Below are 14,732 nucleotides of genomic sequence, written 5' to 3' on the forward strand. Positions count from 1 at the left end.
GATGAGTGAATTGTTGCAAGCCGTGGCTCTTGTGTTGCCTATTAAAATTGAAAGAGTATTTTGGGATGGCGATACTTTGATGCTTTTTTCGGCGGACTGGAGCTTTCGGACTGAGAGCGCGTGGCGCGTTTCTAAGGGGCGGGAACTGCTTTTCGGTTGTTGGGATGACGACGCCCTTGACCATGTTTCTGATCTTTTAGGTTTGTCTATTATTGAGGTGGGTTGGCTTATTGATTCTCAGCCAATCGATCCATTTTTCAAATTGTCTGATGGCCGCATCTTGAATGCATTTTGTTCGTTATCAACTGAGCCTTGGCTGATGGAGTTCTCGGACGGGGCCGTTTATTTAGGTAATACTTAATGCTATAAGATTTTTTTGGTGCAAAAGGATCGGCAATTGCTCTCCAGAATTTCGGTGGACGCACTAGTAACGTACTGATCGCTACGACGGGTGAACCTATCAACAAAGAAGGCTTGACTAAAGCTGCTAGAGCGCTAACAAAGCATGCTTGGTGTGGAGGGCATAAAGACGGTGCTGATCAATGAGGTGTTGCGCGATGTCAGAGTCCGCTCATTTTTTATGGTTGGTGATCTGTTTTGTGAGTTCTTGATATTTTTTAAGTTGTGTGATTCAGGCTGGGTCTCATTAACAGTTAGCGAGGGAGTGTCAAAGTTTTTTAAAGCTGGATTCAGATCTGGAATTGCTGAAGCTGTCTGAGATAAATGATGAGTTTGCGTATCCAATCAAGTCACTAAGTGGGGTCGATAAATACCCGGGGTTGAAATTATTGCCGGTATATGAGTATAGGATAAGTGATGTAGGCGAAGTCCGTGTTGGCGTTTATTTGGGTTTCGGAGGCTGCGGTCTTAGCGTGACTGAGTCTGATGAGTGTCTGTCAGTTACAAAAGGTGTGGTTAAATTTTCAGATAGTAAAATTTCACTGCATAAACTAATAGTTTAGTTGGTGCAAAACTCGGTAAGCACGTTGAGGATTTTGGCGGCAACGCGGCTAGCCCAAGAGATCGTAAAATGGTACTCGATAAAATTTATGACGTTGGAGGTAATCCTGAAAAGGTAATCCCCGGGACTTTTGCTGGGCAAGGTGTAAATGGCGCACGAGGTGATGTGTTTTTCAGAGTTAAGGGTAATGATGTGGTTGTTACCAAGCCTGATGGAACGTTCGTTACTATACTGAAGGATGGGGTAGCTCTGAATCCATCTGTACAGAGTGCATTGAAGGAGGGCGTCAGGTAATGAACTCTCCTGAGCTTATGATTACCTGGATGTTAACAGTGCTCGGGAAGAAATTACTGTCAGTAAATGCTCTATTCCATGTTTTCTGTTTCGAGAGGGATTCTGCCCCTCAAGAGGTTGGCCTTCTATTCGAACAGTCTGAATTTGGGAAGCTCTATGGAGGGCCTGATGGTGCGTCTCTCTGTTTTTCTTTGAGTCCGATTTCAAACTGCGATTTAGGTGAATACGGTAGGCAAGATATTTTTTGTATCTCTGGTGAGCTTTATTTCTCCGATGTTGTAGGAAGGAGGTTGGTGTCAGCATCACTTGTGCAGTCCTTAGCAGAAGACATAGTGGTGGGCGTTGCTCTTTCGTTTGATAACGGTTTTTGCCTATCCATTTTAAACTTAGGAGATGAGCTTTTTATCTATGATGAGATCCCAGAGGAAATAGTGATCAGTGAGGGGCTGAGCCTTATCTCTGTGAGTTGATGGGGGCAAAGAGGCATGTATCCTTGCTAGCGTCAAAGGCAGTCCTTCCGAAATCAATGCTCAAGGTCAAAAAATAGCTGATGATATTCTGAGTAATCCCGCGTCGACCGTAACCTACAAAGACTCCGGGAGGTTTGGGAAAGCTATAGATGTAGTTGCTCCCGACGGAAGGGGGCTTCGCTACGATGCTAGTGGGGGATTTATTGGTCTGCTGGAACCACCGAAGCCATGACACATCTATCCTCTTTGATGAGCAGCCCTCCAGATCGAGAAAATTTAGTATTCGAAATCTGGATGGACGCTGATAAACTAGCTGAAGTATCCCACGAGCCTGGAAGATCAGTTGAGATAGAAATATAACCGTCTGCTAAAGACGGGACTTGGAGTTTTGAGCTTGAAGAATTTATGTTTCTGTTGAATCAGGCAGTTGAAAAACTTAAAATAGTTATAGTTAAGAGGGTGCAAAAGGAATATCTATAGCAATCGAGTCAAAAAATTGCCGGTCAAATGGGTAAACGAGGATGGACGGAAAATGCTATCCAGTCTGTAATTGAAATCCAGCAAAAACTATTGTGACGACAGACCCTCGTTTTGATTGCATTTCAGGCAGCTGCTTGAATGATTCCGCCACAGCGTATATTACTCTGCGGGCTGAAAATCCGCGTCAGTAGCAGCATTGCAACAACCGCCACAACCAGAACCCACCAGGCAGTAACAAAACTCCCCGTGAGTTCGCGAAGCCAACCCGTCAGCCATGGCGATACCGCATTGACAAGAAATCCCGCGCCTTGCACGAACCCTGCAAGCTGAGCGGCTTCGCTGGGTTTGCGGCAATGGTCCAGGGTCAGGATCAGGCTCAGGGCGAAACAGGCACCCAGGCCAAAACCAATCAAGGCCACCCACACATACGGCGATTCCAGCGGCCACATGACCAGTCCGCTATAGCCCAGTGCCTGCGCTCCCAGGCTGACCGCCAAGAGCGGGCGCCTGTCCGTGCTGCGGTGGGCCAGCGCAGGCATCACCAGCGCAGCCAGTACCTGAAAAATGGTCATGAACGCCAGAAGCGAGCCGCTTTGTGCTGCACTCCAGCCCATCTGCAAATAGTAGGCGGGCAACCACGCCACCATGCTCATATAGCCACAGTTGACGAGGCCGAAGTACAGCGCCAGTAACCACGCGCGCCGGTTGCGCCACGGGCGCATGGCTGGCTCGCCCGCCGTTCGGGCAGCGCTGGCAAAGGGCAATAAGCCCCACAGCACCAGTGCGACCAGAGCAGGCGCAAGCCAAATCCCCAGTCCGGCCTGCCAATGGCCAAAATGGCCGGCCACCAGCGGGCTGACGAGTGCAGCCAGGCCGCCGCCGGCCATAAGGGAGGCGGAGTACACCCCTAAAGCCAGCGCAACCCGCTGCGCAAACTGGCGCTTGATCAGCGCCGGAACCAGCACCTGGATCAGCGCAACCCCGGCACCGCCCAACAAGGCCGTGGCCATCAGGGTTTCTGCCCGATCGGCAGACAAGCGCCACAGGCAGGCGCCCAGGATCATCGACAAGCCCAGGGCCACGCCACGGCGCTCACCCAGGCCTGCCTGCAGGCGTACGCCGAGCAAGGCCACCAGACCCATGCAGATCACTGGCAGGCTGGTCAGCCAGGCACTGCTCTGGAAACTCATGCCCGTGTCATGACGTATCTCAAGCAACAGCGGGCTGATGGAGCTGAGCAGCGGACGCAGGTTAAGCCCCAGCACCACCAGCAATGCCCAATTGGCGAACACCCGCGCAGGGTGTTTATCCAGGCTCATGGCAGGCTTTCCAGTCACTGTAGATCTCGACCATGGCCGGTTGGGGTATGTGTTGTATCGCCAGTTTCTGTTCGCTCAACGGCAGCGCCAGTTGCTGATAAATCGCTGCCGTAGACAGCCCGAAGGGTTCCCCTTGCTGGTTGCTGGCGGCATACACCACTCGGGTTACGCCACACAGTTGCATGGCACTCAGGCACATGGGGCAAGGCTGGCCACTGGCATAGATCACGCAACCCTCCAGGCGCGGGCCCAGTTGCTGGCTGGCAGCCCGTATGGCCAAGAGTTCTGCGTGCGCAGTCGGATCCTGGCTGATATGGAGGGTGTTGACGGCCTCAACGATCACCTGGTCGTCTTTGACCAGTAGCGCAGCAAAAGGCCGGCCACCGCCGGCAACGTTGCTGGCGGCCAGGGCCACGGCGCGTTGCAGGTAAAACTCATCGCTATGCATAACAACTCCAGGGTGTGATTCAGTGCGCGCCGGCATCACGCAGCAATTGTGCGGTCACGCCCTGGCCGCGCTGCTGCGCTTGTTGCAGGGGGGTGTGGCCGTCGCTGTCCGGCAGGTTCAGGTCGGCACCGGCATTGATCAGCTGGGTGATGATCTGCTGATGCGCCGGGCCGCCGTCGGAGAGCACGATGGCTTCCATCAGGCAGGTCCAGCCCAGGCGATTGACATGGTTCAGATCAACCCCTGCTGCGATCAGCAGGCGTACCGTTTCAACATGTCCGCGCTCGCATGCCGGGATCAGGGCGGTGCCGCCATAGCGGTTGGTACTCTGCAGATCGGCACCGTGAGCCAGGGTCATTTGCAGGATTTCGTTACGCCCACTGGCGCCTGCCAACAGATAGGGGCTGTCACGCATCAGGTTCTTCTGGTTGACGTCGGCCCCGGCCTGGATCAAGGCCCGGGCGATTTCGATCTGGTTCGATCGGGTTGCCAGCAGCAGCGCGCTGCTGCCATCCAGCGCCTGTACGTTGAGGTCCGTGCCTTCACTGATCAGTTGCTGGACCCTGTCCAGTTCGCCGTCGCTGACGGCATTGAGGAGTGTCTTGTCGCTTGCCATCACCGCTCCCATTATCAACAGCGCGACCGTCAGCAGGCCGCATTTGCGTGTCAGGCTGCCCATGGTTGAGCCCTCTTTTACATCCCGTGAAAAGCCAGTATGGTCAGCGCAGCAGGTATTCTGAAATTAAATATAGCCATGCCTTTAAGTGGCAATGTGAATGGTGAGGCGGATGCTTGATCCCATACTGTTACGCAGTTTTGTCGCGGTGGTGGACTGCGCCAATTTCACCCGGGCGGCGCAGCGTCTGCATCTCACCCAGTCGACGGTCAGCCAGCAGATCCGCCGTCTGGAGGACAGCCTTGGCTGCAAGCTGCTCGACCGCGAACAGCGCCGGGTGATTGCCACCCCTGAAGGTGAGCGCCTGCTGGCCTATGCGCGGCGCATTCTGGCGCTTGATCAGGAAGCCCGCGATGTGCTGTTCAACCAGGCCAGTGAGGGGGTGTTGCGCCTCGGCGTGCCTGAAGACTTTGCTGCCGAGCGCTTGATGCCGATCCTTTCGCGGTTCGGCCTGGAGCACCCGGGAGTGCGCCTGGAAGTCACCAGCGGGTTGGGGCCTGAACTGATGCGGCTTTATCGCCAGAATGAATTCGACCTGTTATTGGTCAAGCAGATGGGGCAGGGCGATGATTGCCTGGCTTGCTGGCCCGAACCCATGTGTTGGGTCGACAGCCGTTCAGCGCCCGCACTGGGGCGCGAGCCCTTGCCGCTGGTGGCGTTTCCGGTGGGCGGTTTGTACCGCAATGAAATGCTCCATCACCTTGAAGTGGGGGGATGGCGCTGGCGCATCAACTACTCCAGCGCAAGTCTGGCCAGTGTCTGTGCCGCCGTGGCGGCGGGCCTGGGTATCAGCTTGTTGCCGTTGCGGGTGATCAGCCCGGAACACAGGGTGATTGATGCCGGCAGCGGCCTGCCGGATATCCAGGGGGTATTTCTGGCGTTGTATGGGCAAAACGCTCTGAGCCATGCGGGCAAATTGCTGCAATGCCAGCTGCTGGATCTGTGCCAGACGCTTGCTAACGATGAGCAGGCTGGTGAACGAGCCCTTCAAAACGCGGCCAGTTGAGTGAGAGTGAAACAATTTGATCCTGTGATTCCAGAATGTTTGGAATTTGTGGGTGATTATCTTGTGCTGGAACATGACTAAAGTAGAGGTTTTACAGGTCAGGAGCTGATTGTCCTGAGCAGCCCAGCGCCTTCACAGGCAAGCCAGTTACTACAGAGGTCACAGGTTATGGATACCAAACTCAAAGCGTTGCTTGATCGCGAAGAGATTCGCAATCTCAGAACCCTCTATGCACATCACCTGGACAGCAACACTATCGACGCCCTTGACGAAGTGTTCTCGGCAGATGCGGTGGTGGAGGTTACGGTCGGCAAAATGACGGGTATAGATGCCATCCGCAGTGGCCTCAATGATGCCTTCAAACTCTTCGATCGCGACCACCAGGGCAGTTATCCGTTTCTGCATGCGATCGCCAACCACTGGATCAAGTTGACCGGGCCCGATACCGCGCAAGGGCGTTGCTACCTGATTGATTTCGAGACCGCATCCAAGCCCGATCCGAACCCGCTACTGTTGCTCGGGCTGTACGCCGACACGTACCAGCGTATCGATGGCGAGTGGCGCATCACCCATACCCGCCTTGAAGTGGTCTGGCCTGAGCGTGCAGCCTGATCCAGGGCCGGCTCCGAGGATTGAGCATGAACGATGCGCCTTTATCCAGGGCGCATTTTTGTTTGCGCAGAAGGTAAGCCTCGGGGTTTTACCCCTCTATTACTGCATGGCTTTGCTATTGTGCAGCTGCAGATCCTTAAACTTTAGCCTTGGACGCCACAATGACGGGCAACCCATTTGACGGTATTCGTGAGTTTGTGTCTGCGGCCCAGTCACTGAGCTTTACAGCGGCAGCCCTGGAGCTTGGCGTGACCAGTTCCGCCGTTGGCAAGAGCGTGACTCGCCTGGAGGCGCGCCTTGGCGTTAAGCTTTTGCATCGCACCACCCGGCGCCTGAACCTCACCAGCGAGGGTGAGGCCTATCTGGCCAGCTGCCTGCGGGTAATGGATGAACTGGCCGAGACCCAGGGCTTTTTGACCACCGGCCAACAGGAACCTGTCGGTCGGTTGCGGATCGATCTGCCGGCGGCCTTTGGTCGCCGACATATTTTGCCGACCTTGATCGATATGGCGGTGCGATACCAGCAGCTCGATCTCTCCATCAGCTTCAGTGAGCGGCTGGTGGATATCGTCAATGAGGGCATCGATCTTGTGGTCCGAATCGGTTCATTGAAGGATGACGCTGAAATAGTGGCCCGCAGGCTGGGCAGCCAGAGCCTGTTGATTTGCGCAACCCGCGAATACCTGCACAGGCATGGCACGCCCCAGGCACCGGCTGATCTCCTGCAGCATGACTGCATTGTCGGCTGGCGCAACGGCACTCGCAAAAGCTGGATGCTGGTGGATGAAAAGGGGCAGACCAACGAGCACGACGTGCGGGTCAAGCATGAGATGGGAGACGGTGAAATGTTGCTGGACATGACACTGGCCGGGGGCGGCCTGGCCCAACTGCCCACCTGGCTGGTGCAGACGCCTATCCAGCAGGGGTTGCTGGTGCCCGTACTTGAGCAATATGCCGGTGCCGAGATGCCTATTCACGTGATCTGGCCACGCACGCGCTACATACAGCCCAAGATCAGAATGGTCGTCGATGAACTGCTGGCACTGGCCCGACGCGATGCCGGGATTTTTCGCCCGGATCAGGGCGTGCCCAACCCCCAGGGTTCATGAATGCAGCGCCTCAAGCTCCATGACGTGAAGCGCTGCAGCTGAATACCGTTACAGGTTCGGCGAGTGGAAGGGGTAATCGACATAGCCTTTTTCGCCGCTGTTGCCGTAGAACGTGGCGCGGTCCGGGGTTGCAATCGGCCAGTTATTTTTCATCCGCTCCACCAGATCCGGGTTGGCAATAAAAGGCCGCCCAAACGCGACCAGGTCCAGGGCGCCTGATTCCAGTGCGGCTTGCGCCGACTCGCGATCAAAGCCGCCAGCGGCAATCAGTGTGCCTTGATACGACTCGCGAAAAGTCTGCGCAAAGCCTTCGGGCATGCGCTCGGCGCCAATGGTTAATTGATCGCTCAAGTGCACGTAGGCAATGTCGCGTTGATGAATGGCGTGAGCCACCGCGACCCAGGTCTGGGCTTCGTCATCAAACGGCGCCATGTCGAACAGGCGGCCAAACGGCGAGATACGCACGCCAACCTTGCCACGCCCAATGGCGTCGGCAACCGCATCAATGGTTTCCAGCAGCAGGCGAATGCGGTTTTCGATTGAGCCGCCATAACGGTCGGTACGATCGTTTACACACGGATTGATAAACTGCTCGAACAGGTAGCCGTTGGCGCCATGAATTTCGACCCCGTCAAACCCCGCCTCGACAGCCCGGCGGGCAGCCTGAACAAAGTCATTTTTGATCGCTCCGACTTCTTCGGTCGACAGCGCGCGCGGCTGGCTGGCCTGGATCGGGCCCGGTTGACCGTGCTCGTCATAGGCATAGGTCATTGAGTTGGCCGCCACCTTGTTGCTGGATGACACCGGCGCACCGCCGTCCGGTTGCAGCGTGGTGTGGGATACCCGGCCGACATGCCAGAGCTGGGCGAAGATCTTGCCGCCGTCCTCATGCCCGGCCCGGGTGACGTGCTTCCAGCCTTCCACTTGTTCCTGATTATAAAGGCCGGGGTTGAACAGATAGCCGCGGCCCTGGATGGAAACCGGCACACCTTCGCTGATGATCAGGCCGGCGCTTGCACGCTGGCGGTAGTACAGCACCGTCAACTCGTCAGGAATATCGTTCAAGGCGCGGGCACGGGTCATGGGCGCCATCACGACACGATTGTTCAGTTCCATTCCCGACAAGGTGTATGGAGAAAACAGAATACTCATAGGGCAGGGACCTCCGGTGTGGGGCGCTGCGTGGCGCCAGTCCGGGTCAATATACGGTGATATTGATCCCGGATAATCGGCCCTGGATTCCAAACATTGCGGAGTTGAATTCCATAATTTGCGGGGTTAATTACTCCAGAACAGTCGGGTCGCGGCGGATTTCTTCCCGTGCCATGGCTTCCCACAGAAACGGGAAACCGTTGGCATCGGTGCGCTCTCCAGTGGCGAGGGCGACATGGGCAGGGAGCGGCGCGCCGCCACCGAGTGCCTCGACATGCCAGGCCAGGCGGCTGCGCCACTCCAGTGTGATCGCGCGCAAATGGGCCTGGCGAATGCCATTGGCGACCACTAGCACACCGTGGTTGGCGAGCATGGCCCATTTCTGGGCTCCCAGTGCCGTCACTACGGCGCGGCCGAGGACGGTGTCCTCGACGGTACCGCGATATTCGTCGTAGAGCACCGGGTCGCTATCAACCAGGGCGGAGGTCTGGTCGTAAACCGGCGGGATGCGCCCCGCGGCTGACCAGACGCCTGCCCAGCGCGGGTGGTTATGGATGACCACCTCAACATCATGGCGCGCGGCATGTAAATCCATATGCAGGTTGATCGCCGGGGTGATGTTCCATTCGCCTTCGATGACCTTGCCGGTCTGGTCGAGGCGCAGGATGTCCGAGGCGGTTACTTCGCCCCAGGTGAGCTCCCAGGGGTTGGCCAAATAGGTGCCATCGTCCTGCTTGACGGTGACATGACCGGCAATATGGTCGTTATAACCCTCTCGATACAGCACCCGGCACAGCAGCGCCACGCGTTGGTGCGCAGTCAGTTCGGGCAACAGTGCATACCGGCCTGGCCTGGGAATGTAGCGGGCCAGGAGGTCGTGATTAAGTTCATCGTTCATCATTCTGGTGTGCTCCTCTGCAGCGGTTGTGATCCGTGAATGTTCCTTCAGAACTCACGCCTGCAAGGGTTCGCGGGCGAATACCGAGGTGCGCTGCATGCGCCGTTGATGGGGTTGGTAGTCCAGAATGGCGTTGTGCAACACGCTTCGGTTGTCCCAGAGCACCATGTCACCGACACGCCAGCGATGGCGAAACCCGAATTGCACGTGCTGGCAGTGCGCGTGGAGATAGTCCAGGATCGCGTCGCTTTCAGAGGGGGCCATACCTTCGATATGGGTGGTGTAGGTCGGGCTCAGATACAGGGCTTTGCGACCGGACACCGGGTGCTGGATCACCAGCGGGTGCAGGTGGCGGCGGTTCATCTGCACGACCTCGGCATAGCGCTCATGGCTGACGACGCTCTGGCGCAGCGCTGCCGTCATGGGCCCGTTCATGTCGTGCCAGGCGCTGAGCCCGTCGAGGTAGTGCTGCATACGCCCGGACAGGCTGTCATAGGCCGTGGTCATGCTGATCCAGCACGTATCGCCGCCACAGGGGGGAAGGATCTGGGCGTGGGTCATGGTGACAATCGGCGGGTCGGGCAGGAAGCTCTCGTCGTGGTGCCACATATCCGCCCGGTCACCCAGCCTGGAGTCGATCACGGTGATCTGTTCAAAGCCTGCGCCCAGGTTGGGATAGAACGTGTGAACTTCGGGCTCGCCGAAATATCGTGCAATGGCCAGGTGTTGTTCTGGCTGTAGCCATGGGGCGTGCAGTACCAGGGCTTCATGTTTGACCAGCGCGGCTTCCAGTGCCGCCAGGGTTTGCGGCTGAAAAACAGTGGCAGGATCCAGGTCAAGCACTTCGGCGCCCAGGTGTGGGCCAAGGGGCTGGAGGGTGAGTGGTGAAGGCATGGGCAATCTCCCGGCAGGCTGAAATATCCGATCTTATAGAGGGCGTATCACTACACGTTTGGACGATGTCCGAGCGTCTCCAAAGATCATACTGACGTCATCAGGGTTGAGATATTCGCATTCTGCGGGCATCTGATTGCGTATTTAACCTACTGATATAAAAGGAAAATATCTGAAATTAAGAACAGCAGTAAATACTCCGCTCGGGTTCCCATGAGCAAGCCAGCCGATGACAATACAAAGGGTCTGATGCCTGCGCTGCGCAAGCGGCCGGTGCAATCCCGCTCACGGGCACTGGTCGATGCTGTTGAGCAAGCCTGCCTGCAGATTCTGGATGAAGCAGGAGAGGCGGCGCTGACGATCGCCCGCATCGCCGAGGTATCTGGTGTCGCGGTCGGCTCGATCTACCAGTATTTTCCCAGCAAGGACGCCATCGTGGCTTTGCTGTACGAGCGTGTGCTCGACGAAGAGTCCGAGCAGTTGCTGAAGGTGCGGGAAAAGTTGATTGGCGTGCCCCTGAAGTCGGCGCTGGAACAAATTCTGGCCAACATCATTCGCGTCGAAACACGCTTGTTCAGGCTGAACAAGGTGTTTCATTTGCGCTATCACTCGGCCTTGCACCTGGGCATGTGGCGCGGGCCATATACCACCACCGGGGAATTTATCGAAGCGACCTGGTTGCCGCTGCTGCAGTTGTATGAGGATGAAATATCCACGCAACACCCGGCCATGGCCGCTTACCTGCTCGGGCAGGGGCTGCGCAGTGTTATCCGCTCGGTACTGGAAGACATGCCAGACCAGCTTGAATCCAGGGCGCTGCTCGACAGCCTGGTGGCCATGGCCATGGGGTGCCTGCGGCCTTGCACGCGGGAGTGATCTGGCGGTCGCTCCCCGGGACGGTTACTGTGGTCGAACCCCCTCGTAGGCGTCCTGTAGCAGTTGGCGAATGGCCGCAGCTTCGATCGGGCGAGGGTTCCAGTAAGGGTTGGAGAGGGCGATATCGGTGGCACGATCCAGATCGGCTTCGCTCAGGCCCAGGTCCTTGAGGCGGGTCGGCGCACCCAGTGAGCTGGAAAGGTCGAACAGCGCCGCCGCCGGGCTGCAATGGTCGACACCCAGGGCCCGGCAAATGCGTGACAAGCCGGGTGCCGCCGACTGGTTGTAGGCAATGGCATGGGGGAGCACGATGGTGTGGGTCTGGGCGTGAGGCAGGTTGAAGCTGCCACCCAGGGTGTGGCACAACTTGTGATGCAGTGCCATGCCGACGTTGCCCAGTACCGTGCCACACAGCCAGGCGCCATACAGACAGTCACCCCGTGCATCCAGGTCGGCCGGGTTATGATGAATGTTCTTCATACCTGCGGCCAGGGCGCGGATGCCTTCTTCGGCCATTAATGACATTACCGGGTTGCCATCCTGGGCGTAGAGGCCCTCCGCTGCGTGGGCGATGGCATTCATGCCGCTGGTGATCGACATCTCGACGGGCAGACTGACCGTCAGTTCGGGGTCGTAGATCACGGTTTTCGGCAGCACTCGCGGGTCTTTGCCGGTGCGCTTGAGACCGTTTTCGGTGAGGCCGAACACAGGGGTCATTTCGGAACCGGCATAGGTGGTCGGAATGGCCAGAATCGGCAGGCCGGAGTCCAGTGCAATAGCCTTGCCCAGACCAGTAGTAGAGCCGCCGCCGATGGCCACGGCGCAGTCTGCGCCCAGCCTGCGTGCCACTTCGCGGGCTTCACGGGCGGTTTCGACAGGAACATGCATCACCGCCTTGTCGAAGATGGCTGCGGCCCTGCTACCGAGCAGATCCGCAACCCGTTCTGCCTGGGCGCGTTGCTCCGGGGTACAGAGGATCAGCGCCTGCCTGGCGCCCAGTAGATCAATTTCCGCCTCCAGTTGTTGAAGTGAACCCTTGCCGAATATGACGCGTGACGGTTGGCCGTTATAGATAAATGGGAGCGTTGACATGGGGCAGGTCTCCTTGAGTGAAAGCAGGGGGGGTGACTGGGCGCGCAATGACAGGCGTGGGATGATAAGCAGTCAACTGCCATTGGCCTTGCGACTTGAGCCAGACGCTGAGCGTCAGGTTATTCAGATTTTTGGCCACGCCGTGGGACACAATATCGGCAGACATTTGCCCAAATACCAAGGTGATATCGCCGCACACGCGCACTTCGTGCACGCTGTGGTCAATGCGCTGGTAGAGGTAAAGCCCGTTGCGGCATTTGTTCAAATAGGCGGTGAGATCGTCTTTCACACCATTGGAGTGCACATAGACCAGAGCGGGGTGAGCCAGGCGCTGGAAGGTGACAAGGTCTCCCTGTAGCATCGCCTGATAGCGCTGGCTTTCCAGTGAACGGATCAAAGCGGTAATGACTGAATCGCAGTGCATGCTGACCTCAAACGGTAAATGACAACGCAGTTGCAGGGCTCAGTTTTTCGCCAGAACGAAATCGAACGCCAGGGTGTAAAACGGATCGCTGCTGAGCGTGCCCACAGGGGTTGTCCCGGCGGCATGCCATTGCCATTGCGCGACTAGCGCTGAGCGCACAGCGAAAAGCGGATCAGCTTCCAGATAGGGGTCGCTCTGACGGAAAACCCGGGTTGTCAGGCGTTGATAACCGGCGGCGCGAACAGTGAACTCAAGTTGTGCCGGGCGCCAGGCAGGGCGGTTCAGGGCGCCTAGTATCTGACCCACCGGGCTGTCCTCACGGATGCACTGGTGGTCTGGCAGCGTCGTGCAAAAGTGATAGCGACCTTGCTCATCGGCTTGCAGCAGAACCCGGCCCGGGGCTTCGTCAGAGCCCGGATTGATTTCCAGCGACGCATGTGGAACTGGGCTGCCTGCGGTATCCAGAACAGAACCCTGCACATAGCCTTTGGGGGCAAGCGGATTCGTGCTGAGGTCCGCGCCAAGATCGAGTAACAAAGGCGGTTGTTCAGACACAGTATTGAACGCCGCCGTTTCGGTACAGCCGGCAGGCTTTCTGTTGTTTTGCGCAAGTACCAGGGTAGATATCCCCAGTACATGTGATAGCAGTGCAAATTGTGGGTGGCCGGTTGTGTTGGCTTCACCCATCCGGCCCAAAAAATCAATGCCCCATTGCCACTCTGTTTCCGTCAGCTTTATATCTCGGGCAAAGGCGTGCAGGTTTTGCACCAGGCTGGTCATGATTTCGCATAAACGGTCATCACCGATTCTGCTGTTGTTGGCCAGCACCGCCTGGGTGATGGTCATTTCGTCCAAATTGCGCATTTCGACTCCCAGACAATTTCCTGCCTGTCAGCGCCTGACCATTTTTGTCATGGCGGCGGACTGGCTTCTCAGGCCATAGCGCCGCACGTTATAGTTCCAAGGAATGTAATAAAAGGCCGTATTTGGAATTCTTTATTTCATATATGAAAAAATAAAAAGGGAGTACGCCTTGGATCGACTGACTGAGCTGGAACTTTTTGTATTAACCGCAGAAGTGGGTACTTTGACCAAAGCCGCAGAGATTCTGGGCTTGTCCAATGCAGCCGCCAGCCGACATCTGGTGGCACTGGAACAACGGCTCAATGTGCGCTTGATCGACCGCAATACCCGACGCCTAGCCCTGACCAATCTTGGACATCAGTTCTACGCCAGTTGTAAAAGCCTGCTGGGCGAATTGAAGGAAGCCGAGGCCTCGCTCAGCGAATCCTTGGTGCAGCCGATGGGCACGCTAACGGTTACAGCATCGATTTCGTTCTGCATGTTGCATATCGCACCGTTGATTCCGGCTTTTCGCAAGTTGTACCCGCACATCACGCTGAAGGTGCTCGGGGAAAACCGCTATTTCGACATTATCGACAGTGAGATCGATCTGGCGATTCGAACCAAGGAATTCGAGCCGGACTCCAATATCACCATCCGCCGCCTGGCCGAGACACGCCGCGTGCTAGCCGCGTCGCCCGGTTACCTGCAGCGCATGGGCACGCCCCGGACCATTGAAGAGCTTGCGGGTCATGATCTGCTGATTTACAGCCATGCCAACCAGCCCCGGGTCATGCGTTTCAGCAAGGGCCGGGAGGAGGTGGCTTTCAAGGCCGAGCCGATTCTGGAAACCAATGACGGGCAGATTGTTCGTGCTGCCGCTCTGGCGGGTGGCGGCATTCTGGTACAGCCCAAATACATCATTAATGCCGATCTGGTCGCCGGGAGATTGATTCCCATACTGGACGATTGGGATTTGCCAAGGCTGACCATCAATATGGCCTTTCAAAGCCGCCGTTATATGCCTGCCAAGTTGCGCGTGTTTATTGAGTTTCTGTTGGCTGACTTCAACAAACACGAACATGAGCGTTACTGGACGCGTTAACGCAGTTTTTCTTCCCTCCAGCTAATTTCTCACGTTACACACGGCCACCGCAGGTGGCTGTGCGCCCGCGCGT

The 14,732-nt window shown here is 56.9% G+C and carries 17 protein-coding genes; 8 read left to right on the forward strand and 9 right to left on the reverse strand.

Features of this window, described 5'->3' with window-relative positions; genetic code table 11:
* Nucleotide 1: 1 nt before the first annotated feature.
* From EQV96_RS00265 to EQV96_RS00275, 3 genes are all read left to right on the forward strand, one after another.
* Complete coding sequence (locus EQV96_RS00265; protein ID WP_095018459.1) at nucleotides 2-361, forward strand: hypothetical protein; 360 nt, start codon at nucleotides 2-4, stop codon at nucleotides 359-361.
* An 893-nt stretch (nucleotides 362-1,254) separates the two neighbouring features.
* Entirely contained in the window at nucleotides 1,255-1,725 is a 471-nt protein-coding gene (locus EQV96_RS00270; RefSeq protein WP_095021142.1) for a hypothetical protein, read from the forward strand.
* A gap of 507 nt (nucleotides 1,726-2,232) precedes the next feature.
* A complete protein-coding gene (locus tag EQV96_RS00275; protein WP_130871783.1) occupies nucleotides 2,233-2,301 on the forward strand; it encodes a hypothetical protein in 69 nt (22 codons plus the stop codon).
* Between the two features lie 26 nt (nucleotides 2,302-2,327).
* Here EQV96_RS00275 and EQV96_RS00280 read toward each other — a convergent pair whose 3' ends face one another.
* Genes EQV96_RS00280 through EQV96_RS00290 form a run of 3 tightly spaced genes read right to left on the reverse strand, consistent with a single transcriptional unit; the run spans nucleotide 2,328 to nucleotide 4,651 of the window.
* Nucleotides 2,328-3,524 (reverse strand): CynX/NimT family MFS transporter, encoded by a 1,197-nt coding sequence (locus EQV96_RS00280; protein WP_095021141.1) that lies wholly within the window; start codon nucleotides 3,522-3,524, stop codon nucleotides 2,328-2,330.
* Entirely contained in the window at nucleotides 3,511-3,972 is a 462-nt protein-coding gene (locus EQV96_RS00285) for a nucleoside deaminase (RefSeq protein WP_240880997.1), read from the reverse strand. Before EQV96_RS00285 ends, EQV96_RS00280 begins: the two co-directional genes overlap by 14 nt.
* A 19-nt stretch (nucleotides 3,973-3,991) precedes the next feature.
* Nucleotides 3,992-4,651: an ankyrin repeat domain-containing protein gene (locus EQV96_RS00290; RefSeq protein WP_095000032.1), complete on the reverse strand. Its 660-nt coding sequence runs from the start codon at nucleotides 4,649-4,651 to the stop codon at nucleotides 3,992-3,994.
* 109 nt (nucleotides 4,652-4,760) lie between these two features.
* Between EQV96_RS00290 and EQV96_RS00295 the strand changes: the two genes are divergently transcribed.
* The 3 genes from EQV96_RS00295 to EQV96_RS00305 all read left to right on the forward strand — a co-directional run bounded on the left by EQV96_RS00295 (nucleotide 4,761) and on the right by EQV96_RS00305 (nucleotide 7,375).
* Nucleotides 4,761-5,654, forward strand: a complete 894-nt coding sequence (locus EQV96_RS00295; protein WP_095018463.1) for a LysR substrate-binding domain-containing protein — start codon at nucleotides 4,761-4,763, stop codon at nucleotides 5,652-5,654.
* A 168-nt stretch (nucleotides 5,655-5,822) separates the two neighbouring features.
* Complete coding sequence (locus tag EQV96_RS00300; protein WP_153399575.1) at nucleotides 5,823-6,266, forward strand: nuclear transport factor 2 family protein; 444 nt, start codon at nucleotides 5,823-5,825, stop codon at nucleotides 6,264-6,266.
* Nucleotides 6,267-6,427: 161 nt separating this feature from the next.
* Nucleotides 6,428-7,375, forward strand: coding sequence for a LysR family transcriptional regulator (locus EQV96_RS00305; RefSeq protein WP_153326635.1), 948 nt, complete (start codon nucleotides 6,428-6,430; stop codon nucleotides 7,373-7,375).
* A gap of 48 nt (nucleotides 7,376-7,423) precedes the next feature.
* On the opposite strand, the gene EQV96_RS00310 is transcribed toward EQV96_RS00305, so the two are convergent.
* The 3 genes from EQV96_RS00310 to EQV96_RS00320 form a co-directional block, all read right to left on the reverse strand.
* Nucleotides 7,424-8,527 (reverse strand): alkene reductase, encoded by a 1,104-nt coding sequence (locus tag EQV96_RS00310; RefSeq protein WP_240881000.1) that lies wholly within the window; start codon nucleotides 8,525-8,527, stop codon nucleotides 7,424-7,426.
* A 130-nt stretch (nucleotides 8,528-8,657) separates the two neighbouring features.
* On the reverse strand, nucleotides 8,658-9,428 hold the full coding sequence (locus tag EQV96_RS00315) for a class II aldolase/adducin family protein (protein ID WP_095021136.1): 771 nt from the start codon (nucleotides 9,426-9,428) through the stop codon (nucleotides 8,658-8,660).
* A gap of 51 nt (nucleotides 9,429-9,479) precedes the next feature.
* A complete protein-coding gene (locus EQV96_RS00320; RefSeq protein WP_095021135.1) occupies nucleotides 9,480-10,319 on the reverse strand; it encodes a TauD/TfdA family dioxygenase in 840 nt (279 codons plus the stop codon).
* A gap of 213 nt (nucleotides 10,320-10,532) precedes the next feature.
* Here EQV96_RS00320 and EQV96_RS00325 point away from each other — a divergent pair, with 213 nt between their 5' ends.
* A complete protein-coding gene (locus tag EQV96_RS00325) occupies nucleotides 10,533-11,195 on the forward strand; it encodes a TetR/AcrR family transcriptional regulator (protein WP_218723421.1) in 663 nt (220 codons plus the stop codon).
* A 24-nt stretch (nucleotides 11,196-11,219) separates the two neighbouring features.
* Here EQV96_RS00325 and EQV96_RS00330 read toward each other — a convergent pair whose 3' ends face one another.
* Genes EQV96_RS00330 through EQV96_RS00340 form a run of 3 tightly spaced genes read right to left on the reverse strand, consistent with a single transcriptional unit; the run spans nucleotide 11,220 to nucleotide 13,575 of the window.
* Complete coding sequence (locus EQV96_RS00330; RefSeq protein ID WP_240881003.1) at nucleotides 11,220-12,287, reverse strand: maleylacetate reductase; 1,068 nt, start codon at nucleotides 12,285-12,287, stop codon at nucleotides 11,220-11,222.
* Entirely contained in the window at nucleotides 12,262-12,711 is a 450-nt protein-coding gene (locus EQV96_RS00335; RefSeq protein WP_095000041.1) for a nuclear transport factor 2 family protein, read from the reverse strand. Before EQV96_RS00335 ends, EQV96_RS00330 begins: the two co-directional genes overlap by 26 nt.
* A gap of 39 nt (nucleotides 12,712-12,750) precedes the next feature.
* Nucleotides 12,751-13,575 (reverse strand): dioxygenase, encoded by an 825-nt coding sequence (locus EQV96_RS00340; RefSeq protein WP_240881004.1) that lies wholly within the window; start codon nucleotides 13,573-13,575, stop codon nucleotides 12,751-12,753.
* Between the two features lie 169 nt (nucleotides 13,576-13,744).
* Here EQV96_RS00340 and EQV96_RS00345 point away from each other — a divergent pair, with 169 nt between their 5' ends.
* The gene (locus EQV96_RS00345) at nucleotides 13,745-14,659 is read left to right on the forward strand and encodes a LysR family transcriptional regulator (protein ID WP_095000043.1); all 915 of its coding nucleotides are present in this window, start codon (nucleotides 13,745-13,747) and stop codon (nucleotides 14,657-14,659) included.
* Nucleotides 14,660-14,732 lie beyond the last annotated feature (73 nt).

Source organism: Pseudomonas sp. TMW22080, assembly GCF_022496745.1.
Classification (GTDB): domain Bacteria; phylum Pseudomonadota; class Gammaproteobacteria; order Pseudomonadales; family Pseudomonadaceae; genus Aquipseudomonas; species Aquipseudomonas bubulae.

Bases quoted from the DNA above. Each gene is read 5' to 3' on its own strand.
- EQV96_RS00265 (WP_095018459.1), top strand. From the start codon at position 2: ATGAGTGAATTGTTGCAAGCCGTGGCTCTTGTGTTGCCTATTAAAATT.
- EQV96_RS00270 (WP_095021142.1), top strand. From the start codon at position 1,255: ATGAACTCTCCTGAGCTTATGATTACCTGGATGTTAACAGTGCTCGGG.
- EQV96_RS00280 (WP_095021141.1), bottom strand. From the start codon at position 3,524: ATGAGCCTGGATAAACACCCTGCGCGGGTGTTCGCCAATTGGGCATTG.
- EQV96_RS00285 (WP_240880997.1), bottom strand. From the start codon at position 3,972: ATGCATAGCGATGAGTTTTACCTGCAACGCGCCGTGGCCCTGGCCGCC.
- EQV96_RS00290 (WP_095000032.1), bottom strand. From the start codon at position 4,651: ATGGGCAGCCTGACACGCAAATGCGGCCTGCTGACGGTCGCGCTGTTG.
- EQV96_RS00295 (WP_095018463.1), top strand. From the start codon at position 4,761: ATGCTTGATCCCATACTGTTACGCAGTTTTGTCGCGGTGGTGGACTGC.
- EQV96_RS00300 (WP_153399575.1), top strand. From the start codon at position 5,823: ATGGATACCAAACTCAAAGCGTTGCTTGATCGCGAAGAGATTCGCAAT.
- EQV96_RS00305 (WP_153326635.1), top strand. From the start codon at position 6,428: ATGACGGGCAACCCATTTGACGGTATTCGTGAGTTTGTGTCTGCGGCC.
- EQV96_RS00310 (WP_240881000.1), bottom strand. From the start codon at position 8,527: ATGAGTATTCTGTTTTCTCCATACACCTTGTCGGGAATGGAACTGAAC.
- EQV96_RS00315 (WP_095021136.1), bottom strand. From the start codon at position 9,428: ATGATGAACGATGAACTTAATCACGACCTCCTGGCCCGCTACATTCCC.
- EQV96_RS00320 (WP_095021135.1), bottom strand. From the start codon at position 10,319: ATGCCTTCACCACTCACCCTCCAGCCCCTTGGCCCACACCTGGGCGCC.
- EQV96_RS00325 (WP_218723421.1), top strand. From the start codon at position 10,533: ATGAGCAAGCCAGCCGATGACAATACAAAGGGTCTGATGCCTGCGCTG.
- EQV96_RS00330 (WP_240881003.1), bottom strand. From the start codon at position 12,287: ATGTCAACGCTCCCATTTATCTATAACGGCCAACCGTCACGCGTCATA.
- EQV96_RS00335 (WP_095000041.1), bottom strand. From the start codon at position 12,711: ATGCACTGCGATTCAGTCATTACCGCTTTGATCCGTTCACTGGAAAGC.
- EQV96_RS00340 (WP_240881004.1), bottom strand. From the start codon at position 13,575: ATGCGCAATTTGGACGAAATGACCATCACCCAGGCGGTGCTGGCCAAC.